17 protein-coding genes and 1 tRNA gene are annotated in these 23137 nt (G+C 73.4%); 10 read left to right on the top strand and 8 right to left on the bottom strand.

Annotated features, from left to right (window positions below):
• Positions 1 to 168 precede the first annotated feature (168 nt).
• Positions 169 to 588 (top strand): large conductance mechanosensitive channel protein MscL, encoded by a 420-nt coding sequence (gene mscL, locus AB0P06_RS11540; RefSeq protein ID WP_363606911.1) that lies wholly within the window; start codon positions 169 to 171, stop codon positions 586 to 588.
• Between the two features lie 33 nt (positions 589 to 621).
• Here the strand turns inward: mscL and AB0P06_RS11535 are convergent, their stop codons facing one another.
• Entirely contained in the window at positions 622 to 855 is a 234-nt protein-coding gene (locus AB0P06_RS11535; protein WP_363606910.1) for a hypothetical protein, read from the bottom strand.
• A 224-nt stretch (positions 856 to 1079) separates the two neighbouring features.
• Positions 1080 to 2051, bottom strand: a complete 972-nt coding sequence (locus AB0P06_RS11530; protein WP_363606909.1) for a sigma-70 family RNA polymerase sigma factor — start codon at positions 2049 to 2051, stop codon at positions 1080 to 1082.
• A gap of 462 nt (positions 2052 to 2513) precedes the next feature.
• On the opposite strand from AB0P06_RS11530, the gene AB0P06_RS11525 reads away from it, so the two are divergent.
• Entirely contained in the window at positions 2514 to 3371 is an 858-nt protein-coding gene (locus AB0P06_RS11525) for a phosphatase PAP2 family protein (protein WP_363606908.1), read from the top strand.
• A gap of 64 nt (positions 3372 to 3435) precedes the next feature.
• Here the strand turns inward: AB0P06_RS11525 and AB0P06_RS11520 are convergent, their stop codons facing one another.
• From AB0P06_RS11520 to AB0P06_RS11510, 3 genes are all read right to left on the bottom strand, one after another.
• A complete protein-coding gene (locus AB0P06_RS11520; protein WP_363606907.1) occupies positions 3436 to 5943 on the bottom strand; it encodes an ABC transporter permease in 2508 nt (835 codons plus the stop codon).
• Between the two features lie 332 nt (positions 5944 to 6275).
• Positions 6276 to 6348: transfer RNA gene (locus AB0P06_RS11515), tRNA-Arg, on the bottom strand.
• Between the two features lie 428 nt (positions 6349 to 6776).
• Positions 6777 to 7121 carry a protease inhibitor I42 family protein gene (locus AB0P06_RS11510; RefSeq protein WP_363606906.1) on the bottom strand — a complete coding sequence of 115 codons (345 nt, stop codon included), beginning with the start codon at positions 7119 to 7121 and terminating at the stop codon, positions 6777 to 6779.
• Positions 7122 to 7720: 599 nt separating this feature from the next.
• Here AB0P06_RS11510 and AB0P06_RS11505 point away from each other — a divergent pair.
• Both AB0P06_RS11505 and AB0P06_RS11500 read left to right on the top strand, forming a co-directional pair.
• A complete protein-coding gene (locus tag AB0P06_RS11505; RefSeq protein WP_363606904.1) occupies positions 7721 to 9211 on the top strand; it encodes a glycosyltransferase family 39 protein in 1491 nt (496 codons plus the stop codon).
• A 122-nt stretch (positions 9212 to 9333) separates the two neighbouring features.
• Complete coding sequence (locus tag AB0P06_RS11500; RefSeq protein ID WP_363606903.1) at positions 9334 to 10320, top strand: YhjD/YihY/BrkB family envelope integrity protein; 987 nt, start codon at positions 9334 to 9336, stop codon at positions 10318 to 10320.
• Positions 10321 to 10416: 96 nt separating this feature from the next.
• Here the strand turns inward: AB0P06_RS11500 and AB0P06_RS11495 are convergent, their stop codons facing one another.
• Entirely contained in the window at positions 10417 to 12819 is a 2403-nt protein-coding gene (locus AB0P06_RS11495; RefSeq protein WP_363606902.1) for a hypothetical protein, read from the bottom strand.
• A 298-nt stretch (positions 12820 to 13117) separates the two neighbouring features.
• Here AB0P06_RS11495 and AB0P06_RS11490 point away from each other — a divergent pair, with 298 nt between their 5' ends.
• The 3 genes from AB0P06_RS11490 (at position 13118) to AB0P06_RS11480 (ending at position 15687) form a co-directional block, all read left to right on the top strand.
• On the top strand, positions 13118 to 13864 hold the full coding sequence (locus AB0P06_RS11490) for a GPP34 family phosphoprotein (RefSeq protein ID WP_363606901.1): 747 nt from the start codon (positions 13118 to 13120) through the stop codon (positions 13862 to 13864).
• 753 nt (positions 13865 to 14617) lie between these two features.
• On the top strand, positions 14618 to 15481 hold the full coding sequence (locus AB0P06_RS11485; RefSeq protein ID WP_363606899.1) for a helix-turn-helix transcriptional regulator: 864 nt from the start codon (positions 14618 to 14620) through the stop codon (positions 15479 to 15481).
• On the top strand, positions 15478 to 15687 hold the full coding sequence (locus AB0P06_RS11480; protein ID WP_363606898.1) for a DUF397 domain-containing protein: 210 nt from the start codon (positions 15478 to 15480) through the stop codon (positions 15685 to 15687). The genes AB0P06_RS11485 and AB0P06_RS11480 overlap by 4 nt, the downstream gene beginning before the upstream one ends.
• A 123-nt stretch (positions 15688 to 15810) precedes the next feature.
• Here the strand turns inward: AB0P06_RS11480 and AB0P06_RS11475 are convergent, their stop codons facing one another.
• Positions 15811 to 16926 carry an ADP-ribosylglycohydrolase family protein gene (locus tag AB0P06_RS11475; RefSeq protein WP_363606897.1) on the bottom strand — a complete coding sequence of 372 codons (1116 nt, stop codon included), beginning with the start codon at positions 16924 to 16926 and terminating at the stop codon, positions 15811 to 15813.
• Positions 16927 to 17075: 149 nt separating this feature from the next.
• The gene (locus AB0P06_RS11470; RefSeq protein ID WP_363606896.1) at positions 17076 to 19649 is read right to left on the bottom strand and encodes a bifunctional FO biosynthesis protein CofGH; all 2574 of its coding nucleotides are present in this window, start codon (positions 19647 to 19649) and stop codon (positions 17076 to 17078) included.
• Between the two features lie 181 nt (positions 19650 to 19830).
• Here AB0P06_RS11470 and AB0P06_RS11465 point away from each other — a divergent pair, with 181 nt between their 5' ends.
• From AB0P06_RS11465 to AB0P06_RS11455, 3 genes are all read left to right on the top strand, one after another.
• Positions 19831 to 21120 carry a DUF2092 domain-containing protein gene (locus tag AB0P06_RS11465; RefSeq protein ID WP_363606895.1) on the top strand — a complete coding sequence of 430 codons (1290 nt, stop codon included), beginning with the start codon at positions 19831 to 19833 and terminating at the stop codon, positions 21118 to 21120.
• Positions 21121 to 21197: 77 nt separating this feature from the next.
• The gene (locus AB0P06_RS11460) at positions 21198 to 22187 is read left to right on the top strand and encodes an ABC transporter ATP-binding protein (protein WP_363606894.1); all 990 of its coding nucleotides are present in this window, start codon (positions 21198 to 21200) and stop codon (positions 22185 to 22187) included.
• Positions 22174 to 23109, top strand: a complete 936-nt coding sequence (locus AB0P06_RS11455) for an ABC transporter permease (RefSeq protein WP_363606893.1) — start codon at positions 22174 to 22176, stop codon at positions 23107 to 23109. The genes AB0P06_RS11460 and AB0P06_RS11455 overlap by 14 nt, the downstream gene beginning before the upstream one ends.
• Positions 23110 to 23137 lie beyond the last annotated feature (28 nt).

The raw sequence follows: 23137 nt of genomic DNA, 5'->3' as shown, positions 1-23137 counted from the left end.
CGGGGTGCCGGTTCTGGTCCTGCTCGCCGTGGTCACCGCGCTCGCCAGTGGACCGGCGCGAGCGGCGCTCTGGCCACCGGGAGCCGCGGCCCTGCACCAAACGGGTTGCCAATTGGGAAAGGAGGAAGATCACCCGTAACCGGACAACGACTTCGTCGTTCACGCGACATGAAAGGCTTCAAGGAATTCCTGCTGCGTGGAAATGTCGTCGACCTCGCCGTCGCCGTTGTCATCGGTGCGGCTTTCACCAACATCGTCAACGCCTTCGTCAAGGGCGTAATCAATCCGATCGTCGGTGTTTTCGGAGCCAAGGATCTGGCGTCCTACAGTTCCTGCCTCAAGGGTCCCTGTGCGGTCAGCGCGACCGGCGAGGTCACCTCCGGCGTCTTCATCCTGTGGGGCTCCGTGCTCAGCGCGGCCCTGCAGTTCCTGATCACCGCGGCCGTCGTCTACTTCTGCCTGATCCTGCCCATGACCAGGTTCGCCGCCAAGCGCAAGAGCCTCGCCGAGACGCAGATCGAAGCCGAGGCCAAGGAGGTCGTCCTGCTCACCGAGATCCGCGACGCGCTGGTCACGCGGGAGCGCTGACCGCCCCCGCCGACGGCGGACCCGTCGACCCCTTCAGTCCCCGTGGTGCGGCGGGCGCTGACTCAGGTACCAGTCCAGCCCCCGTCCGCCACCGCCCCCGGAGCCTGCTCCCGGGCGGTCGCCCCAGCCGGCGTCGGTGTCGTCCCGGGACTGCTGGTCCAGCGGGTCCCGGAAGACCAGCCGGGCCTTCGGCGCCTTCTTGTCCTCGTTCCCGCCCTTGGCGCTCTCGGCGCTCTCGGCACCCCGTACCGAATCCTGCTCGCTCACCGACCCGCCTCCGTTGTTCACTGTCGTCCCGATCCCCTGCCGCTTCTACCCGTACCCCCACCTGCCCCTACAGCCTAGAAGCTCGCCGAGCCGCCGCCGTCGGGAGAGAACGGGCCTTGGTGCGGAGCGCTCCGCAGCACGGCCCGCCACGACGGTCACGGCACGCACAGCACACCCGCACGCGGCCTGCCGGCCGCTCCCCTCGGGCTGGGAGATCAGGCAGCTCAGGCAGCCTCGAAGCCCGAGTGGTCGGCGATCCGCTTCAGCTCGGCCAGCGCGTGCTTCTCGATCTGGCGGATCCGCTCACGGGTCAGCCCGTGCTGCTTGCCCACCTCGGTCAGGGTGCGCTCGCGGCCGTCCTCCATCCCGTACCGCGACCGGATGATCGATGCCGTACGGTCGTCCAGCCGCCCGATCAGACCGTCCAGTTCCTCACGGCGGAGCATGACCATCACGGCGTCCTCGGGGGAGGTCGCTCCGGTGTCCTCGACGAGGTCGCCGAACTGGGTCTCACCCTCGTCGTCGACCGACATATTGAGGCTGACCGGGTCCCGGGCCCAGTCCAGCACGTCCTTGATCCGCGCCTCGGTGGTGTCCAGCTCGGCCGCGATCTCGGCCGGCTCGGCCTCGCGGCCCAGCTCCTTGGACTTCTCCCGCTGCACCCGCCGGATCCGGCCCAGCTCCTCGACCAGGTGGACGGGCAGCCGGATGGTGCGCGACTGGTCGGCGATCGACCGGGTGATCGCCTGCCGGATCCACCAGGTGGCATAGGTGGAGAACTTGAACCCCTTGGCGTAGTCGAACTTCTCCACCGCCCGCACCAGGCCCGCGTTGCCCTCCTGGATGAGGTCCAGCAGGGGAAGGCCACTGCGCGGGTAACGGCGCGCCACAGCGACCACGAGACGGAGATTGGACCGGATGAAGACGTCCTTGGCGCGCTCGGCGTCCTCGGCTATCGCCTCCAGCTCCTTGCGCTTCACGCCTTTCGGCAGTTCGCCCGCTTCCAGCAGGTGCTGGGCGTACACACCGGCCTCGATCCGCAGCGAGAGCTCGACCTCCTCGGCGGCATCGAGCAGGGGCGTCCTGGCGATCTCGTCGAGGTACATACCGACCAGGTCGCGGTCGGCCTCAAGGTTGGTCGGGCGGGCCGCGCGAGTCCGGTCGGCCCTGTCGCGAACGACGGCACGGGTGGCCATGCTTGCTCCCTTTGCTGGTATTGCCGGGGTCTGCCTGCCTGCCCCGAGAGGGCAAGAAATGCGGGCCCCGCAGGGCTCACACGTAACGATCCAACGAACAGATTCCGGACAACATTCCCAAGTCGCTCAGATTCTTCCAGCGATGCAGTATCCTGCCGATTTTCACCCCGGTTTTGGACGGAGGGTGACCACCCCGACACATCGGGTGCCAATCGGGCGACCGATTCGGAACGGACACCCCGTTGCGGCACGCCGCTTCGCAACTCCTCCACATCGTGAACCCATGGGCCGCCGCCCACGTTCCCGCACCGTCCGGCCAACATTGCCGCCGGACCCGACGGCGAGCGCCTTCGCTTTCACCGGCGCACACACCCCGGCGTGCGCAAGTTCTCCGCACAAAAGATGCAAAATCGCTATCACCCCGCTGCCCGATCGGCCCGGCGCACTGGGAAGGTGTCAGCCATGCACCTGACCAACAGCGCATCCACCATCACCCCGCGTGACCGTCGCCTGCTCCGGTATTCGGCACTCGCGGTCGGCTGTGCCGCGTTGTTCGGCGTCCTGGCGGCCCTGGTGCAGACCGGCTGGCACCCGCTCAGCGCCCTCGACCACGGCTGGATCGACCGGATGCACCGCTACGCCCGGGAGCACACCGCCGGAACGGCCGCGGTGCAGACGCTCTCCGACATCGGCGGCACGATCACCATGCGTACGCTGCTGGGCATCGCCGCCCTCTGGCTCTGGCTGATCGGCGCGCGTGTGCTGGCCGGCTGGGTGGTCGCGCAGACCCTGGTCGGCTGGGGTGGCCAGTGGCTGCTGAAGCTCTCCTTCGACCGTCAGCGGCCGCACTTCAGCGACCCCGTCTCACACGCCGGCGGCCCGGCCTTCCCGTCCGGTCACGCGATGGCCTCCGCGATCACCTGCGCCGTCCTGGTCGGGCTGCTCTGGCCCCGGGTCGGGCGCGGCGGGCGCATCGCCGCCTGCGCCGTCGCCGCGGTGACCGTGCTGACGATCGGCTGGACGAGGACCGCCCTCGGGGTGCACTGGCCGAGCGACGTCCTCGGTGGCTGGCTGGCCGCCGGAATCGTGCTGGGTACGGTCACCACCGTCATCGAGCTCTGGCGCCCCGGCGCCCTGGCCCGGGACGTCCGACGGGTCAACTGGCGGACCAGGCCCCGGGTCCAGCGCGTCCTCGTCTCCCCGGCCGGCCCCGCCCCGGGTGGCCCGGCCCTCGACGGCACCCTCGGCAGCACTCTCGGCAATGCCTACGACAACGCCCTCGACGAGGGCACCGGCCACCCGGACAGCGCGGTCCGCTGACGCGCCTGCCGCGTGGCCGCTCCGGACGGCGGCCACGCGCTCGGCTGTCCTCGTCGGCCGGCCGTCAGACCGCCCGCATCGCGGCCACGACGGTCATCCGGCCGACCCGCCGGGCCGGCAGGACGGCGGCGGCGAGCCCGGTCAGCACCGTCAGCACCAGCGCCGCCAGCACCAGCAGGACCGGCGGGCCACCGGTCGTCCCCAGCGTGGAGGTGACCGACCGCGCGGCCGCCCAGCCGTAGGCCAGCCCGAGGCCGGTACCGACCAGCGCGCCCGCCGTCGAGAGCAGCACCGCCTCCAGGGTCAGCATCCGGCGCAGCTGCTGCCGGGACATCCCGATCGCCCGCAGCATGCCGATCTCCCGGGCACGCTCGCTGATGCTGAGCATCAGGGTGGCCGCGACACCGAGCCCGGCGATCAGGACCGAGAAGCCGAGCAGCGCCATGGTGATCAGCATCATCCGGTCGAGCAGCGAACGCATGGTCTCGGCCTGGGCAGCCGTGTCGACGACGTCGACGTGCGGATATCCGCCCAGCGCCCGGTCCATCGCCCGGCGGGCGGTGAGCCGGTCGGTGCCTTCGGCAGGGCTGATCCACACCGTGGTGACGGCCGCACCGGGGGCGAGCCGCTCCATGGTCGCCGGGGTCACGAACAGCGCGGCCCCGGTCTGGAGCGTGAACGGCAGGGCGCTGCGCCCGGGTTCGACCCGCAGGGTGGTGCCGGGCTGTCCCACCGCCCCCGCGACCTGGTGCGCACCGGCCGCACCGGTGCCCGCCGGACCGTCCCCGAAGCCGGTCAGCGCGGCGCCGTCGGCCAGCGCGCGGGCCCGGTCGACGCCGTCGGCGGTCGCGTTGAGCCGGGCCGGGTCGGCGCCGGCCACGAGCAGACTGCGGCCGTCGACCTCCAGGGTGGCCGAGCGGACGGGTGTGACGATCAGTCCGGGCTCCGCACCGAGCGCGGTGACCGCCCCGGCGGGCAGCGGAGTACCACCGGTGGCGGTGGCCGAGAAGACACCGGGCTGGCGGGCGGAGAACGCCGGCACCAGGGAGTTGGAGGTGATCTCCAGCGCGGTGACGGCGCTGACCATCACCGTCACACCGAGCAGCAACGCCGACCCGGTGGCCCCGGTCCGGGCCGGGTTGAGCCGCAACTGCTGCGTGGCGAGCCGCCCCGCCGTGCCGCAGAGCCGTCGGGCCGGTGCCCCCAGCGCGGCGACGACCGCGGGCAGCAGTCGGTGGCAGAGCCGCAGCACGCCGAAGAAGCTGCTGATCGCACCGAGGGTGACGGCGAGCAGCGACAACGGCGGTCCGGCCACCACCCCGGCCGCCAGCAGACCGACGCCCGCCACCAGCAGCAGCACGGACAGCGCGGCGGCGCGCAGCCGGGCCGTACCGCTGCCGGCGCTGTGCGCGCCGCCGAGCGCGGCGATCGGCGGCACCGCCGCGGCGGCCTTCGCCGGGCCGCGTACGGCGAGAACGGTGAGTGCGACGCCGAACAGCCCGGCCAGCACACAGGTGAGCGGGGACGGCATGAGCGAGAGGTGCACCGGTCCGAGGTCGACGGTGCCGGCCAGCGCCGTCCCGACCGCGCACAACCCGGTGCCGAGCAGCACTCCGGCGGCCGACGCGCCCGCGCCGAGCAACAGGCCCTGACGACGGATCAGTCGCCGGATCTGGGCACGGTCGGCGCCGACACACCGCAACAGGGCGAGCTGGCGGGTCCGCTGCGCCAGCACGACGGCGAAGGTGTTGCTGACCACCATGCGCGCGACGGCGAGGGCGATCAGCACGAACGACAGCGCGGCTATCAGCACCACCCCGTAGAGCGTGCGGCTCTGCTTGGTCGCCTCGGCGACGGAGGCCTCCCGGGTGCGGACCTCCGTCTGGCCGTCGAGGACGCCGCGCAGCGCCTCGGCGGTCTGCGAGCGGGAGGTGCCGGGAGCGAGGCGGAGGTCGAGCCGGGTGCCGCTGACGCCGGTCGCGTACCGCTCCACCTGCCCGTCCGGGACGGCGACCACGGGCCGGCCGGCGAAGCTGGGCGCGCCGCGCCCGTCCAGGGTCCCGACCAGCCGGACGGTGGCGGTGCCGCCGTCGGCCAGGGCCAGCCGGACGTCCGCACCTGGCGCGGCGTCGATCCGCCGCGCGGTCTCGGCGTCGAGCAGCACCTCGCCGGGGCCGCCCGGCCACCGGCCGTCCTTGAGCAGTTGCCACCGCAGGGCCGGGTCGGACGCCACGGAGCTCACCACGGCGGTCTCGTCCAGCGGCAGACCGGCCGGGGTCAGTACGCCGCCCCTGCCGGTCTGCCGCAGCGAGACCTCCGTCACCCCGGCCACCTGCCGCACCCGGGCGGCCGTCCCCTCGTCCAGCACACTCTGCGCCGTGGCCCCGGTCACCTGGAGATCGCCCGGCCCCACCTCGGCGGCCGCCGTCTGGCTGAAGGAGTCCACCAGCGCCCCGCTCCCGCTGACCGAGGCGATCAGAAAGGCCACGCCCATCGCGATCGCCGCCCCGGTGAGGAGCAGTTGCCGAAGCTGTCCGCGCAGCTCGGCCATGGTGTACCTGTACGTCGTCATCGTTCCTCGGTTTCACGCCTCTGATCAGCCATGATGCGCCGTCAGGATCATGAAGAGCCTACGGAGCGACAGCGTCCGCTTCCGTCGCCACAACGTCGGTTCCTTGATCATCCCCGAGGCGGACCCCGTCCCGTCCGGCCTCCTCCCCCGGGCGTAGGCCGACCCTCACCTCCCCCGAAACCCGGCCCGGGCCCACGGCCGGCGAACCGGCGGCGGGGGCGGCGGCGCTTCCCGGGCGGCCCCGCCCCGGCCACGTGTACCGCATGTGCGCCGGAACGCCACAGGCCCTCCAGCCCGGGTGGGCGGAGGGCCTGTGACCTGTGCGTTCTCTGTGCCCCAGGCAGGATTCGAACCTGCGACACCGGCTTTAGGAGAGCCGTGCTCTATCCCCTGAGCTACTGAGGCGGGGCTTGTCGAGGACCTTGCCGAAACCCGGAAGGGGCTTCGGGCTGGTTGGACAAACGCCCTGGTCAGGCAGTGGGCACGCGCTCCCGGCGACACCCGGGGAAGGGTGGCGCCCGTGTCCGCAGCGGGACAGCCGACTGACCGATGACAGACTAGCGGATCGGACTGCCGGAGATCTCCCCCCGCTGCGCCCCGGCCCCTGTTCTGTTTGTCGACACCTCGCTGATCTGCGTGTTTGCCGGCCGGGTGGCGCTGCCCGGGCGGTGACCCCGGCCGCCCAGGCGGAGCGGCTCCCCCGAGATCGCGGCCGCGTGCGGCCACGAGGTGGCGGCACCGCCCGGGTGGTCGGCGGTTCAACCGGGGGAGCGCCGCGGCGCCGGCCGGTCGAAGGCCCGGCTCCCGGGCGGTACCGCCCAGATCCCCCGAGCTCAGTCAGCCGGCACGATCTCGATGGTGAACAGGACCGGTTCCCCGTCCGGCTGGCCCTGCTGCTCATGCTCGAACCTCAGCTCCCCGGTTCCGGGCCGCACGGCACGGAACAGGAAGGAGTGGGCTCCCGACGAACCCGGGATCTTGCCGGACAGTTCGGCGTCGCTGAGCAGCTCGAACGACTCCGGGCCCCCGATCAGCGGCGTGTAGCGCCAGTCGGATCCGATGCTGGCGTTGGTCTCCAGGTCCACCACGACCAGCCCGTTGAGCTGGACCTGGAGCGGCCTGCCCAGGTCCGCCTGGGACAGGACGAGGAACTGCGTCGGCGCGGTGACAGACGTCATCGTCATTCGCTCCTTCCGAGAACGCGGGACCCGGACACGATCACGGGTTCACGAGAGCCGTGACCCTGCTCGTCCGATGTCTTCGGAGCGGCTTCCCCCGCGCGCCCCCGCATGCCGGTGACATGGTCCCGGGCGCAGCTCCGGCCCCGCGTTCCCCAGCGTAGGCACGCGGGCACCCGTCCTCATCCGTACCGGCCATTCGGGTGAACGGATGCCTGTGGGGCCTCGGCCGCGGGCGGATCGTCCTGGTGTCTCCGGTGCGGGGACCACCCACCCGGCGAGGCCGGAACCCACGACCGGCTCGACGTCGGTGCCGACGCGTTCGGCACGTCACCGGATCGACCGGCCGCTTCGGGGATCCGGCCGATCCGGCCCCGCCCCATCGTCACTGTCGGCCCTCGATCGGCCGCCGCTCGGCGGTTGTGCCGAGCGGATCCGGCGGGGCCGGACGGGACGGGCGGCTGGAGGGCCGGGTGGCGATGGGGCGTCAGGAGCAGTCCAGTAGCCTGCGAAGGACCCAACCGCTCCATCGCCACGACGAGGCCTGCCCGATGAGACCAGCTGCCGCTTCGAGCACGGTTGTCCGACTGCTGGGGCAGGTGTGGCTGTGGCCGGCGCTGGCCATGCTCGCGGTCGGGACGTACCGGCTCGGGACGCCCGAGCTGTGGCGGGACGAGGTGGCGACCTGGACGGTGGCCACCCGGTCGCTCGGTGATCTGCTCCGGCTGCTGCAGCACATCGATGCCAGCAACGGGGCCTACTACCTGCTGATGCACGGCTGGACGGCGCTGTTCGGCGACTCGGCGATCGCGCTGCGGCTGCCCTCGGTGCTGGCGATGGCCGGCGCGGCGGCGTTCGTGGCGCTCACCGCGGAGCGGCTGTTCGGCGGGCGGGTCGCGGCGATCGGCGGGGGGCTGCTGTTCACGGTGGTGCCGCTGGTCTCGCGGTACGCGCAGGAGGCCCGCTCGTACGCGCTGGTCACCTGCGCGGTCGCGGCGGCCACCTGGTTCCTGCTGCGTGCGCTGGAGCGGCCGGGGCTGCGGCGCTGGGCGCCGTACGGCGTGGCGATGGCGGCGGCGGGCGCGGGGCATCTGATCTCGCTCAGCACCCTCGCCGGGCAGCTGATGGTGGTGGCGCTGCACCTGTGGCGCACCCGGGGCGCGGTGGAGCGGCGGCTGTTCTGGCAGTACCCGCTGGCGGTGGGTGCGGCGGCGCTGCCGGTGGTGCCGGTGGTGGTGCTGGGCAGCCGGCAGTCGGGCCAGCAGCTGGGCTGGATAGGGACGCCCTCGCTGAGCGAGCTGTGGCACTTCGGTGAGCCGCTGTTCGGCTCGGCCTCGGTGTTCCACAGCTTCGTCCTGCTCGCGCTGCTGGTGCTGGTGCTGCCCGCGCGGCGGCTGCCCGCCCTCCAGCTGCTGCTGCTCGCGGTGGTGCCGGTGGTGGGCGTCTGGCTGGTGTCACGCGGCAGCACCTCGTACTTCGTCGACCGGTATCTGCTGTTCACGCTGCCCGCCTGGGCGGCGCTGGGCGGTGGCGGGGTCCGCGCGGTGTACACGACGGTGGCTGCCGCGGCCCGGCGCAGCCGGACGCCGGGGCAGCTCCGGGCCGCCGGGGCGCTGCTGGCGGTCGGGTTGCTCGCGGTGCCCGCGCTGGTGGCGCTGCCCAAGCAGTCCTCGGTGCGGTACGCGGGTTCGCACTCGCGCTCGAAGGAGCCCTACCGGGCGGCCGCCGGGCTGATAGCGGCCGGGTACCGGCCCGGGGACGGGCTGGCGGCCCCGCTCGGCGACCAGAGCTGGGCGATGATCTGGGCGGGTGTCTCCTACTATCTGCCGGACGGTGTGCGGCCGTCCCCGGTCTTCGTCGAGCGCAGCGCCCTCCAGGCGGAGGGCCTCTTCCCGGTCGGCTGTCCGCGGCCCGCCGAGTGCGTGGGGCAGGGGCAGCGCATATGGCTGCTGGTGCTCGGGGACACCGCCGATCCGCTGGCCGCGATGCCGGAGGACCAGGCGCGGGTGCTCCGGTCCCGGTACGGCGCGCCGGGCCGGGTGACGCCGCTCGGCGGGGTGACGCTCGCGCTGCTGGACCGTACCGGCTGAGCCTGCGGTCCGTTCGCGGGCGCGCGGCCCGGATGCGGGTGGCCGGGGGCCGGGTGACCATGGAGCCCGGTGATCAGGGCGCCCCGGACGCCCGTCCGGCGGCGGCCGAGGAGGACGAGCCCGTGAGCGAGCAGCCGACCGGTCCGCCCCCGGGCGACGACGGCAGCGGCGGGCGCGGGACCGGCGGCAGCGGCAGCGCAGGCGGGGACGGGAAGCCCCCGGACGGCGGGAAGTGGCGGCGGACGGCCCGGCTGCGGGAGCGGTCGGCGGAGCTGACGCGGTTCGCGCGCGGGCTGCCCGACCAGGTGCCGCTGGTGGGCCGGGCGGTCGGCCAGCTGCTGCGGGTGAACCTGCTGGACTGCGCCACCCGGCTGGCCGCCCAGGCCTTTCTGAGCGCACTGCCCGCGCTGTTCGTGGTGTCGGTGTTCGCCCCGACGGCGATCCGCACCGGTGTGCTGGACTCGCTCCGTACCGAGCTGGGCGTGCAGGGGGCGGCGCAGCAGTCGCTGCAGCAGCTGCTGGCGACGAGCCACGAGGAGGACACCGGCTTCGGGGTGGTCGGCGCGCTGGTGACGCTGCTGTCGGCGACGGCGCTCAGCCGGGCGATGCAGCGGGTCTGCGAGCGCTGCTGGGAGCTGCCGAGGGCGGGCACGCGCCTGGCGGCCTGGCGCTGGCTGGTCTGGCTGGCGGTCTGGCTGATCTGGCTGGCCTTGCAGACGCCGGTACGGGACGGTTTCGGCGCGGGCGCCTGGCTGGGGCTGCCGCTGGCCTTCCTGAGCACCACCGCGCTCTGGTGGTGGACGCAGCACCTGCTGCTGGGTGGCCGGGCGCGCTGGCTGCCGCTGCTGCCGGGGGCGCTGCTCTGCGGGGTGACGGTGATGGCCCTCGGGGTGGCGGCGCGGATCTATCTGCCGCACGCGATGGCGAAGAGCGTGGCGGAGTTCGGCGCGTACGGGGTGATCTTCACCGGTCTGTCCTGGCTGATCGTGCTGTTCGCCGGGTTGACGCTGGCGCTGGCGCTGGGCCGGGTGGTGGCGGAGGAGGAGCCGGTCGCGCACGTTCTGGGCACCCGCACCGAACCGGGCGTCTGGGGCGGCACCCGGTTCTGACCGCGCGTTCCGGCGGCGCCCGGGGCCGGAACGGCGGGAGGGGGAGCCGGCCGGGCCGGCTCCCCCTCCGTCAGGGCCTCAGGGGCCGGTGGCCGCTCAGAGCGTGCGGGTGAGCCGGGAGAGGATGGACGGCGGGGTCAGGTCGGACTGGAGGACCACCGGGACCTCGACCCGGTTGTCGCCCTCGCCCGAGCGCAGAACGCCGACCTCGGTCCCGGCCTGGGCCTTGTGGCCGATCTTCGCCGGGTCCAGGGTGAGGGTGGCGGTGATGCCGGGGAAGCCGGCCACCGTGAGGTCCTTGGCCGCGACGACCGGGACCTTGCCGCCGAGCCCGTCGTCGACCTGGCCGACCACGTCGCCCTGCTTGACGGGGGTCTGTCCGGTCAGCCCGTTCTGGGCGGCCTGGATCTGCTTGGCGCTGACGTTCTGGACCACCTTGAGGATGCCCTCGGTGGCGGTCGCGGGCTGGCCGAGGGTGACGCCGAGGATCAGCCGCCTGACGCCGCCGATCTCCTTGTACGCGGCCCACATCAGGCAGCCGCCGGCCGGGGTGCTGGAACCGGTCTTGACACCGATGATCCCGTTCTTCGGGGAGATCAGCTGGTTGGTGTTGTAGATCTTCTGGCCGTTGAAGGTGGTGTCGGGGGTGGAGACGATCTGCCGGAAGACCTCGTTCTGCATGACCCGCTCGGCGAGCTTCAGCTGGTCCTTGGCGGTGCTCTTGGTGTCGGCGATGAACCCGGCCGGGTCGGCGTAGACGGTGTTGGTCATACCGAACGCGGCGGCGGTGTCGTTCATCTTCTTCACGAACGCCTCCTCCGAGCCGGAGTCCCAGCGGGCGAGCAGCCGGGCCACGTTGTTGGCGGAGGGGAGCATCAGCATCTCCAGCGCCTCGTACTGGGTGAGCTGCTGGTTCTCGACGAGGGTGACCTTGGACTCGTCGACGTTGCCGGACTCCTGGGCGGCCTGCTTGTCGACGGTGATCTTCGGGCCGCTCTCCCCCTTCTTCAGGGGGTGCGCCTGGAGGATCAGGTAGGCGTTCATGACCTTGGTGACGCTGGCGATCGAGGCCGGCGTCTCCGGGCCGGAGCTGCCGAGGCTGCCGACCCCGACCACCTCGGCGGCGGACTGCCCCTTGGCGGGCCAGGCGAGGTCGAGCGGGTCGCCGCCGAAGGCGAAGCTGCCCGGGGAGGTCGACTTCACCCTGGTGTTCGGCAGCGGCCGGAGCAGCTGGGCGGTCGCCACCGCGCCGAGGACGACGGCCAGGAAGACGGTCCAGATGGTGATCCGCTTGAGCGCGCGGCGAAGCGGCGAGACCGGGCGGGCGTTGAGCGCCGCCAGGACCTCCATGGCCTCGGCCGTCGTCTCCGGCCTCGGCATCGGCTCGGGGACGGGCAGCGGCTCGGGCCTCGGCAGCGGCGGTGCGGGCGGCACCGGCTGCCGGTCGGGCGTGGGGAGCGGCTCGGGGACCGGGACCGGTACGGGCTTCGGGGCCGGCTTGCGGGCGGGCTCGGGCTTCGGTGTCGGCTCCGGCTCGGGCGTCGGCTCCGGCTCGGGGACGGGCTCGGGGACGGGCTCCGGCTCGGGGACGGGCTCGGGAACGGGCTCGGGCTCCGGCCCGGGAACGGGGGCCGGACCGGGCAGCGGCTTCGGCGCCGGCGGTTCGGGGACGGTACCGGCGGCGGGGGCCCGGGACGCCCGGGCCTTCTCCGGTTTCCCGGCCGGCTCGGACTCGGCGGGCTCGGCGGGCTGCTCGGGCTGTTCGGCGGCCTCCGTCTCGGCCTGGTCCGCGTTCCGAACGTCCTCGGCCTTCTCGGCCTTCTCCGTTTCCTCTTCCTCGGGCTTCTCGCCCTTCTCCGCCTTCTCGACGTCCGCGGCCTCGGCGGCGCCCTCGGCAGCTCCCCCGGCGCCCGCGGCACCCCCGGACCGGTCCGCCTCCGGTGCGTCGGCCGTCTTCTCCACCGCCTTCGCGACCCCTCCCGCCCCGGCCGCCACGGCCGTCCGGATCGCAAGACGCGGATCGACGGCGGCCGGGCGCTCGGCCGGCGCGGCGGCGGCACCCGTCGGCGTTCCGGCCGCCTCTTCACCGCTCTCACCGCCGTCACCTGCGGAACCGTCAGGGCCCACCGGCCTCAGCACCTCATCGGGCAGGCGCAGCGCGGTGGTCGCGTTGTCGACCGGCAGGCGCAGCATGGTGGTTCGGGTGTCCACATCCCGGACACGGAGCTGCACGGTCGAGCCGGCCTTCGCCGCTCGCGGCGCACCGCCCGCCGCGGGTTCGGCGGCGCCGTCGGCCCCGGTTCCGTCGGCGGCCCCGGTTCCGTCGGCGGCCTCGGCTGCGTCGGCGTCGTCCGGCTCGGCCGGAGCCGCGGCCCTCGCCGCCGAAGCGGCGGCCGGAGCGCCGGCCGGAGCGGTGCCGGTGCCGACACCGGCCCGCTCGCGGTCCCGCTCCTGCTCCCGCTCGCCGTCCCGCAGCACCCTGTCGGGGGACTCGCCCACGTAACCCAGCCTCCTCAACGCCCGGCGGGGCACCGGCAGACCCGATTTCGGGAAGCCGACGCCCCGCCCCATGTACCAGTACAGTCTCCGCCACCGGCGGCCGTTCCGACCGCCCACACCCCGCCCGACCGGCGCGTATTGTCGCCGCACGGCCGCACTCCGGGCTGTCCCCCGGTCAGACGCCCACCCTGCCGCCGCCGGTTCCCCGGCCCCGCCGCAAGGTCACGATTCGGAGGCGTACTCGACAAGCCCGTGTGAGAGGCGTCACGCTGTCATTCATCCACGCGGGGAGGCTTGGATGGGCAAGAGCCGCAGAACTGTTCCCGAGGAACTCTTGTTGCTCGCTTTGGACCCGACCACGGGCACCACGGCGCAGCCGCAGACCCTCGACCTCGGACTTGCCGGGGCACAGCTCGTCGAGCTGTCCCTGGCCGGACGGATCGTCCCGGAGGGAGACCGGATCGCCGTGGTGCTGCCACGGCCGACCGGCGACCCGACGCTGGACCACGCACTGGAGTTGCTGCGCCGACGCGGCAGCCCGGTTCGCGCTGCGCACTGGATCGGCGGGCCCCGGCTGGGGCTGCGGCAGACCTATCTGGCGCACCTGGAACGGTGCGGCATGGTGACCGCCGTGCCGGGCCAGGTGTGCGGGGTCCTGCCGACGACGCGCTATCAGGCGTCCGACGACTGCACCAACGCCGCGATAAAGCAGCGGCTGGACACCGCGATCCGCACCGGCGTGCCGCCGGACCCGCGGACGGCCGCGCTCGCGGCCCTGGCCCACTCGGTGGGTCTGGGCAAGCACCTGTACCCCGGCAACGAGGGGCGGTCGTCGCGGTCCCGGCTGCGCGATCTGATCCGCTACGACCCGCTGGGCGGGATGGTCGCGCACGCCGTGATGGACGTGCAGAACGGCCTGCCGGCCCAGCAGAACCGCTCGCCGCAGGGCGGCGCCCCGGCCGGCACCGGCCGTCCGGGTCAGCGCACGGCGGGTCGCGGCGCGGCAGGCGGGCGGGCCACGCCGTCCCGCGTCGGCGTCCGCTGACGGAGGCTCCCGAGGGCTCCGGCCGCACCACCGACGCCGACCGCGTCACCGACCGCACCGACCGCACCGACGGCCGTGTCGACAGACGCACCGGCCGTCGGTCGTCGGGCCGGTCCCACGGCCCGACGAACCGGTCCCATGGCCCGCACGGCCCGTCCGGCGGCCCGTACGGCCGCGCAGGTTCCCGGCGGGAACGTCGTCCGGCGCGCGAGGCGGCGCGCGGCGCATCGCTCGCGCCGCCAGTCCGCGGCGGGCTCCCGAGTGAGTCACCCGGGTGAGCAACCCCGGTGACAGCGGCGGGACCGAGCAGTACCCAGCAGGGAAGAGGGGCGATCGCCCGCGACGGAAGTCGCCCGGCGACCGCCCCTCTGCCGTCCCCGCACCCGGCCCGGATGCCATGGCGGAGACCGGTCCACAACACCCGGGCACGTGCCATCAGCATGTGCCTCAGCGGATACCGTCTCCGCAACACCCGTTCACCGCCACCGCGGCCCGGCCGCGGCACCACCACCGCCATCGCACCATCACCGCACTACCGGATCGAGCCGCACCACCGCCATACCATCCGGAGGCACCCGCCGTCTCGCCGAAGCGCTTTTCTGATGATCCGATCTACCGCGCTCATGCGATTCCCCGGCGCCGACCTGATCCAAGGTGACATGCTGCTCCAAGTCAGGGGGGTTGGTCCCAATTTCAACAGTGTTCCGAGGGCTGCCGGTCCAACGATCACCCGAGGTCCGGCCGGAGGTCGACGTGTCCGCGAACATCAATCCCACCGTGCGCCGCAGGCGCCTTGGTTCCGAACTCCGCAAGCTGCGCGAGGGCCTGGCGATGACGGCCGAGGAGGTGGCCGGCCGGCTGATGGTCTCCCAGTCGAAGATCAGCCGCCTGGAGAACGGCCGCCGCAGCATCAGCCAGCGCGATGTGCGCGACCTCTGCGACGTCTACAACGTGACCGACGAGCAGATGCGCGCCAGTCTGATGGAGATGGCCAAGGAGTCGCGCCAGCGCGGCTGGTGGCACGACTTCAACGACATGCCGACCCCGTACAGCGTCTACATCGGGCTGGAGGCCGAGGCCTCCTCGATCCGCGCGTACGAGTCCTCGTTCGTCCCCGGCCTGTTGCAGACCGAGCAGTACGCGCAGGCCGTGGTGGAGGGCACCCAGCCGGACACCGACGCGCTCTCCGTGCAACGGCGGGTCCAGGTCCGGATGAAGCGCCAGGACCGCGTCCACGGGGAGAACCGGCTGGGCAGTCTCTGGACGGTGATAGACGAGGCGGTGCTGCGCCGGGAGGTCGGCAGCCGTGAGGTGATGGCCGGCCAGCTGAAGCACATGCTGGAGCTGAGTCAGCGCTCCAACATCACCATCCAGGTGATCCCGTTCTCGCACGGTGCCCACCCCGGTATGACCGGGACATTCTCCCTGTTGGAGTTCCCCGAGTCAGCCGATTCGACGGTTGTCTACTTCGAAGGGGTGACGAGTGATCTCTACCTCGAGAAGGACGCGGACGTGCGCCGCTATACCAGTCTCTACGACCACCTGCGCGCAGCGGCGCTCGGAGTGGCGGAGAGCCGGTCACTGATAGCCACGATTGAAGAGGGATACCACGAATGAGCACCACCTTCGAGAACAGGACGGCCTGGCGGAAGAGCAGTCACAGCGGCGGCAACGGCGCCTGTGTGGAGATCGCCACCCCGCTGGCGGACGCGGTGTCGGTCCGGGATTCCAAGGATCCGGAAGGCCCGCAACTGCACTTCTCGTCCGACGCCTGGAATGCCTTCGCCACCGCCGCCGGGACAGGGGCGTTCGGCGGATTCTGATCCTGGCCCGGTCCCGTCCGGGTCCGGGGGTCCGTTCTCGGCCCAGTTGCCCGTAGCGGTGCCCGTCGTCCTCCCCCGGCGACGGGCACCGCTACGGGCAACTGTGCGTCCTGGAAGCGGCGTTCAGCCCAGCACCGGATAGCGGGTGGCCCAGGCGGCGCCCTCCGGGGTCTCCTGGCCGTGCAGTTCGGGGCCGTGCATCAGTTCCAGGACGAAGTCGTCGGCCAGTTCCAGGATCGCCCCGCGCCCCTCCACACCGGCCACCAGGCCGGGCGGCAGCGCGGTGTCACCGTGCAGCACCCCGAGCAGGTTGCCGCAGATCGCGCCGGTGGAGTCGCTGTCCCCGGAGTGGTTCACCGCCAGCAGCAGGCCCGACCGCACGTCGTGGGCGACCAGCGCGCAGTACACCCCGATCGCCAGCGCCTCCTCGGCGACCCAGCCCTCCCCCAGCGCCTCGACCCGCTCGGCGGACGGCTCGCCCGCCCGGACGGCGTCCAGCGCGGCCCGCAGCGCGGCCGTGGTCTCCTCGTGCGCCGGCCGCTCGGAGAGCAGGGCCAGCGCGAGGTGGACGCCCTCCTCCAGGGTGCCGCCGCGGGCCACGGTCTGGACGATCACCGCCAGCGCCCCGGCCGAGAGGTAGCCGGTGGGGTGGCCGTGGGTGAGCACCGAGCACTCCACCGCCAGCTGGAACACCAGGCCCGGCTCCCAGGTGGTGAGCAGCCCGAACGGCGCGGCCCGCATCACCGTGCCGCAGCCCTTGGAGTGCGGGTTCTTGGGTGCGTCCAGGGTGCCCAGCCGGTCGGCGTCCGGCCCGGAGAGGCCGGAGAGGCAGGCCTGGCCGGGGGCCCGCTGGGCGTACAGCCACTCCTCACGGCCGAGCCAGCCGAGGTCGGCCCGGCGCTCGTCCGGGCCCCAGTCGCGCTGGGTGGCGGCCCAGCGCAGATAGGCGAGGTGGATGTCGGTGGGCGGGTGCCAACTGCCGGTGTCCCGGCGGACATGGGCGCGGATCAGGCCGTCGAGGGTGAACAGCACCATCTGGGTGTCGTCGGTGATCGCGCCGCTCCGCCCGTACGCGGGGACGTAGCCGGTCACCCCGTGCGGGCCGTGCACCGCCCGTATCCTGTCCAGCGACTCGAACTCGATTCCGGCGCCGAGCGCGTCGCCGATCGCCCCGCCGAGCAGACAGCCCCGCACCCGGCTGCGGAAGTCCTGCTGCTGTGCGCGTGACCACAGTGGCATCACGACGAGGTGCCTTTCGTCCGGGGAACAGGCGCGCGACGCACGGCCGGTCGCGCGCCTTCGCACTGTATTCGAATGCCCGAACAAGTCGAGGGGTTCCCTCGGGCACCAGCACTTCCACGAACCGCCGCACAGCTCTGGCAGGTGCCCTACTCCAGCACCGGCAGCAGCTCCGGCAGGTGCCCGTCCGAGGCCAGCGCCGCGGCCCGGCGCTCGGCGGGCACCTCGCCGTAGGTGGTGGTGCGCTGGCGGTGCGGCCGGCCGGCCGCCTCGGCGATCGCCTGGAGGTCCCGGACGGACTTGTAACTGCCGTACGCGGAACCGGCCATCCGCGAGATGGTCTCCTCCATCAGGGTGCCGCCCAGGTCGTTGGCGCCCGAGCGGAGCATCTCGGCCGCGCCCTCGGCGCCCAGCTTGACCCAGCTGGTCTGGATGTTGGGGATGTGCGGGTGGAGCAGCAGCCGCGCCATCGCCACCACGGCCCGGTTGTCCCGGGCGGTCGGGCCGGGCCGGGCGATGCCGGCCAGGTAGACCGGCGCGTTGGTGTGGATGAACGGCAGTGTCACGAACTCGGTGAAGCCGCCGGTGCGCTGCTGGATCCCGGCGAGCAGCCGCAGATGCCCCAGCCAGTGCTCCGGGGTGTCCACATGGCCGTACATCATCGTGGACGAGGAGCGGATGCCCAGCTCGTGCGCGGTGGTGACGACCTCCACCCAGGTCGCGGCGGGCAGTTTGCCCTTGGTGAGCACCCAGCGGACCTCGTCGTCCAGGATCTCCGCCGCCGTACCCGGGATGGTGTCCAGGCCCGCCTCCTTGGCCTGCTGGAGCCAGTCGCGGATCGAAAGCCCGGTGCGGGTGGCGCCGTTGACCACCTCCATCGGCGAGAAGGCGTGCACGTGGATGCCGGGCACCCGCTTCTTCACCGCCCGCGCGATGTCGAAGTAGGCGGTGCCGGGCAGGTCCGGGTGGATGCCGCCCTGCATGCAGACCTCGGTGGCGCCGACCTCCCAGGCCTGCGCGGCCCGGTCGGCGACCTGCTCCAGCGAGAGGGTGTAGGCGTCCGCGTCGGTGCGGCGCTGGGCGAAGGCGCAGAACCGGCAGCCGGTGTAGCAGACGTTGGTGAAGTTGATGTTCCGGGTGACGCAGTAGGTGACGTCCTCGCCGACCGCCGACCGCCGCACGTCGTCGGCGATCCGGCAGAGCGCGTCCAGCGCCGGGCCGTCCGCGTGGAACAGCGCCAGCGCCTGCTCGTCCGTCAGCTTCACCGGGTCGTCGGCGGCCACCGCCAGGGCCTCGCGCAGATCGCCCGCCGGCCGCTCGGGCGCGCCGTTCGCGCCCACCTGCTCGCGCAGCACCTCCCAGTCGCCGTAGACGTCCTCGAAGTCGGCCCGGCGGTCGCCGGTGCGGCCCTCGGTGTCGATGGCGGTGTGCAGGTCGGTCCGCCCGTAGGAGGCGGGCAGGTCCTCCGGCTCCTGCCAGGGCCGGCCCTGGACCACCGCGTCCGGGCGGGCCAGCCCGGTCTCCGGGTCGGCCAGCGCCCGGACGTGCGGCAGCACCCGCGGGTCCAGCCAGGGCTCGCCGTGCCGGACGTACTCGGGGTAGACGGCGAGGCGTTCCCGCAGTTCGAAGCCGGCGGCGGCCGAGTGCCCGGCGAGGCGGTCGATCTGCGGCCAGGGGCGCTCGGGGTTCACATGGTCGGGTGTCAGCGGCGAGACGCCGCCCCAGTCGTCGATCCCGGCGCCGATCAGCCGCTCGTACTCGCCGTCGACCAGGTTCGGCGGGGCCTGGAGGCAGGCGGCCGGGCCCATGATGTGCCGGGCCACCGCGACCGTGGCCACCAGCTCGTCCAGTTCGGCGTCGGGCATGCCGCGCATCGCCGTGTCCGGCTTGGCGCGGAAGTTCTGCAGGATCAGCTCCTGGATGCCGTGGTAGGCCCGGGAGACCCGGCGCAGCGCGAACAGCGACTCGGCACGCTCCTGGTACGTCTCGCCGATGCCGATCAGCAGGCCGCTGGTGAACGGGACGGAACTGCGCCCGGCGTCCTCCAGCACCCGCAGCCGGACGGCCGGCTCCTTGTCGGGCGAGCCGTGGTGCGGGCCCCCGGGCTCGCTCCAGAGGCGGGTGGCGGTGGTCTCCAGCATCATGCCCATCGAGGCCGAGACCGGCTTGAGCCGCTGGAAGTCCGTCCAGCCGAGCACCCCGGGGTTGAGGTGCGGCAGCAGGCCGGTCTCCTCCAGGATGCGGATGGACATCGCCCGGACGTAGGCGATGGTGTCGTCGTAGCCGTGCGCGTCCAGCCACTCGCGCGCCTCGGGCCAGCGGTCCTCGGGCTTGTCGCCGAGCGTGATCAGGGCTTCCTTGCAGCCCAGTTCGGCGCCGCGCCGGGCGACGTCCAGCACCTCGTCCGGCGACATGAACATCCCGTGTCCGGCCCGTCGCAGCCTGCCGGGCACGGTGGCGAAGGTGCAGTAGTGGCACTTGTCGCGGCAGAGCCGGGTGAGGGGGATGAAGACGCTCTTGGAGTAGGTGATGACACCGGGCCGCCCGGCCGCCGCCAGCCCCGCGTCGCGTACCCGTGCGGCGCTCGCGCACAGGTCGCGCAGGTCGTCGTCTCTGGCCTGGAGCAGGACCGCCGCCTCGGTCGCGTCCAGCGCGACGCCGTCCCGGGCACGGCGCAGGGCGCGCCGCATCGCGTTCGCAGTCGGGGTGCTTGTTGCGTCCATGGCGCGACCCTACGCCAGTTCTCGTACGTCCGGAGGAGGCAAACCCTGAGGGCGTCTCAGGGTCGGCTGCGACACCGGAACTACCCCGATCTGGCCCTGCAGAGCGATGCCTCCACGGGCCGGTGGCCGTGTAATGGAGGGGCACAGGCAGTCGGTCACGGCTACGGAGGGGTTGCTCGTTATGACGGACGACACGACGACTGAGGACTACCGGGGCGGCGGCGCGCCGTACCGGTCCGGGCGGCGTACGGCGGTGCGGGTGGTGGTACCGGTGGCGGTGGCGGGGGTGATCGCCGCGGGGATCGGCCTGGTGCCCGCGCTGGCGGACGACTCCCCGCCGAACCTGCCCGCGCTGACGGCCGAGCAGGTGGTGGCGAAGGTGCTCGGTTCGCAGGCGCAGACGCTCTCCGGCACGGTCTCGGTCTCGGCCGACCTCGGGGTGCCCAGTCAGCTGCTGGGGGCGGCGGCCGGCGGCGCGATCGCGGGCGGCGGCGGTTCCGGGTCCTCCTCGGCCGCGCCGGGGGCGAAGCTGGGCGGTCTGCTCGGCGGCGACCACACCCTGCGGGTGGCGGTGGCCGGGCCGGACCGCCAGCGGGTCGACCTGATCGAGAACCTGGCCGGGTACACGCTCGTCCACAACGGTGACCAGGCCTGGGCCTGGGACAGCTCCACCAACGAGGCGGTCCACCTGACGCTCCCGCAGGGCGCCCACCCCCAGGGCGCCCGGCCGGAGGGCGTCCCGCTGACCGGGGTGCCGACCACCCCGCAGGAGGCCGCCCGCCAGTTCCTCACGGCGGGCGCGGGCACCACCGCCGTCACCGTGGACGGCACGGCGAGCGTGGCCGGGCAGAAGGCGTACCAGCTTTCGGTGAAGCCCACCCAGTCCGGTTCGACGATCGGCGAGGTCCGGATCGCGGTGGCCGCCGACAACGGAGTGCCGCTCGCGGTGGTGGTCAAGGGCGCCGACGGCGGCACCGTGCTGGACGTCCACTTCACGGACGTCTCCTTCGCCGAGCCGGCCGCCAGGACCTTCGACTTCTCGGTGCCCAAGGGCGCCAAGGTGACGGAGCAGAAGACGGACGGGCCGCAGGGCGGGCAGGCCGGCCAGGGCGGTCACGCCGCGCCGGACGCGCAGGGCGGGCCGGCGGGCCGGGGCGGCCACGCCGGGCCGGACGGCCTGAACGTGGTCGGCGAGGGCTGGACGGCGGTGCTGAGCGCCCAGCTGCCGACCGGCGAGGTCACCGTGCCGAAGGAGGCCAAGCCCGGGCGGCACGACGGCAAGAGCCAGGGGCAGAACGGCCACGGCGGGGGCCAGAGCCTCCAGTCGCTGGTGAAGGCGCTGGGCAAGCCGGTCGGGGGCGGCACGCTGATCAGCACCAAGGTGCTGAACGTGCTGGTCACCGAGGACGGCCGGGTCTTCGCGGGCGCGGTGACGCTCCCGGTGCTGCAGAGCGCGGCCGGGGTGAAGTAGGAGTGACGAAGACTCCCGTAACGGGGGACGTTACGGAGTCGGCCGGGGGCCGGGGCGCCGAGACGCGCCCGGCCCCCGTGGCCGTTCCCGCCGCCGTCCCGTCCGCTGCCCCGTCCGGCGTCCCGTCCGACGACGTGATCAGGACCAGGGGCCTGACCAAGCGCTTCCGGGGCGGCCAGCTCGCCGTGGACGGGCTGGACCTGACGGTGCCCAGGGGCTCGGTCTTCGGCTTCCTCGGGCCCAACGGCTCCGGCAAGACCACCACCATCCGGATGCTGATGGGCCTGATCGCGCCCACCGCGGGTGTGGCGACGGTGCTCGGCGAGTCGATGCCGCAGTCCGTCTCCACGGTGCTGCCCCGGGTCGGCGCGCTGATCGAGGGCCCGGCGCTGTACGGCTTCCTCTCCGGCCGGGACAACCTGGCCCGGTTCGACGCGGCCGACCCGACGGCCGACCCGCGCACCCGGCAGCGGCGGGTCACCGAGGCGCTGGAGCGGGTCGGGCTGACGGCCGCCGCCGGCAAGCGGGCCCGGGCGTACTCGCTGGGCATGAAGCAGCGGCTCGGCCTGGCCGCGGCGCTGCTCCAGCCGCGCGAGCTGCTGGTGCTGGACGAGCCGACCAACGGCCTGGACCCGCAGGGCATGCGGGAGATCCGGGCGCTGGTCCGGGAGGTCGCGGCGGAGGGCACCACGGTGTTCCTCTCCTCCCACCTGCTGGACGAGATCGAACAGGTCTGCACGCACGCGGCGGTGATGTCGCGCGGCCGGCTGGTGGTGCAGGGCACCGTCGCCGAACTGGCCGCCCGGGCCCAGGGCCGGCTGGTGGTCCGCACGCCGGACGTGGCACGGGCCGCCGAGGTGCTGGCGGCGCACCGGGTCGCGGCGGTGACGGCCGGGGAGGGCCGGGTGGACGGCGAGCTGGGGGCGCTCTCCGACGAGGTGCTGCCCGGGCTGTGCGCCGCGCTGGTCGGGGCCGGGGTACGGGTCCGCGGCTTCGGGGTCGAACGCGGGACGCTGGAGGACGCCTTCGTGGCACTGACCGGGGAGGGCTTCGATGTCGCGGGCTGAGCAGGCTGAGCAGGTCGGGCGGGCTGAGAAGGTCGGGCAGGTCGGGCCCGGCGAGCGGATCGGGGCGGCCGCGCCTCCGGTCGGCCGGCGGCCGCAGACGGCGGCCGGGTTCCTGGCGCTGTTCCGCAGCGAGCTGCGGCTGACCTTCCGCCGGGTCCGGACCATGGTGCTGCTGGCGATCCTCGCGGTGCTGCCGGTCCTGATCGGCACGGTCGTCAGGATCGAGACGGACGGGCCGCGCGGCGGCGAGGGCCCGGCCTTCATCGCCCAGGTGACCCAGAACGGCCTGTTCCTGGTGTTCACCGCGCTGGCGGTGGCGCTGCCGGTCTTCCTGCCGATGACGGTCGGCGTGGTCGCCGGGGACTCCGTCGCGGGCGAGGCGGCGGGCGGCACGCTGCGCTATCTGCTGGTCGCGCCGGCCGGCCGGACCAGGCTGCTGGCCGCCAAGTTCACCGCCGGGCTGGTGTTCTGCCTGGCGGCGACCGCGACGGTCGCCCTGGCGGCGCTCGCCACCGGCGCGGCGCTGTTCCCGCTCGGCGATGTCACGCTGATCTCCGGGGACACCATCGGCCTCGGCTCGGCCCTGCTGCGGGCGGTGCTGGTGGCCGGTGTGGTGGCCGCCTCGCTGGCCGGGCTGGTGGCGATCGGGCTGTTCATCTCGACGCTCACCGGCAGCGGCATCGCGGCGATGGCCGCCACCGTCGGCCTGGTGATCACCGTCCAGATCCTCGACAGCTTCCCGCAGCTGCACGCGATCCAGCCGTTCCTCTTCACCCACCACTGGCTGAGCTTCGGGGACCTGCTGCGGGAGCCGATGTACTGGGACGGTGTGCTGAAGAACCTCGGGCTCCAGGCCGCGTACGTCGCCGTCTTCGGCTCGGCCGCCTGGTCGCGCTTCTCCAGCCGGGACATCACGGCGTAGGACGGCGGGGGCTTCCCGGCGCCGGGAA

Origin of the sequence: Kitasatospora sp. NPDC088351 (assembly GCF_040685575.1) — a bacterium.
Lineage (GTDB): Bacteria > Actinomycetota > Actinomycetes > Streptomycetales > Streptomycetaceae > Kitasatospora.
The sequence above is the reverse complement of the archived record's forward strand: the minus strand, read 5'-3'. Positions and strand labels throughout refer to the sequence as shown.

What these genes read in the sequence shown, in the direction of transcription:
- AB0P06_RS11525 (WP_363606908.1), top strand. Translation starts at nt 2,514, where the DNA reads ATGCACCTGACCAACAGCGCATCCACCATCACCCCGCGTGACCGTCGC.
- AB0P06_RS11455 (WP_363606893.1), top strand. Translation starts at nt 22,174, where the DNA reads ATGTCGCGGGCTGAGCAGGCTGAGCAGGTCGGGCGGGCTGAGAAGGTC.
- AB0P06_RS11480 (WP_363606898.1), top strand. Translation starts at nt 15,478, where the DNA reads ATGAGCACCACCTTCGAGAACAGGACGGCCTGGCGGAAGAGCAGTCAC.
- AB0P06_RS11510 (WP_363606906.1), bottom strand. Translation starts at nt 7,121, where the DNA reads ATGACGTCTGTCACCGCGCCGACGCAGTTCCTCGTCCTGTCCCAGGCG.
- AB0P06_RS11475 (WP_363606897.1), bottom strand. Translation starts at nt 16,926, where the DNA reads ATGCCACTGTGGTCACGCGCACAGCAGCAGGACTTCCGCAGCCGGGTG.
- AB0P06_RS11470 (WP_363606896.1), bottom strand. Translation starts at nt 19,649, where the DNA reads ATGGACGCAACAAGCACCCCGACTGCGAACGCGATGCGGCGCGCCCTG.
- AB0P06_RS11490 (WP_363606901.1), top strand. Translation starts at nt 13,118, where the DNA reads ATGGGCAAGAGCCGCAGAACTGTTCCCGAGGAACTCTTGTTGCTCGCT.
- AB0P06_RS11520 (WP_363606907.1), bottom strand. Translation starts at nt 5,943, where the DNA reads ATGACGACGTACAGGTACACCATGGCCGAGCTGCGCGGACAGCTTCGG.
- AB0P06_RS11465 (WP_363606895.1), top strand. Translation starts at nt 19,831, where the DNA reads ATGACGGACGACACGACGACTGAGGACTACCGGGGCGGCGGCGCGCCG.
- mscL (WP_363606911.1), top strand. Translation starts at nt 169, where the DNA reads ATGAAAGGCTTCAAGGAATTCCTGCTGCGTGGAAATGTCGTCGACCTC.
- AB0P06_RS11530 (WP_363606909.1), bottom strand. Translation starts at nt 2,051, where the DNA reads ATGGCCACCCGTGCCGTCGTTCGCGACAGGGCCGACCGGACTCGCGCG.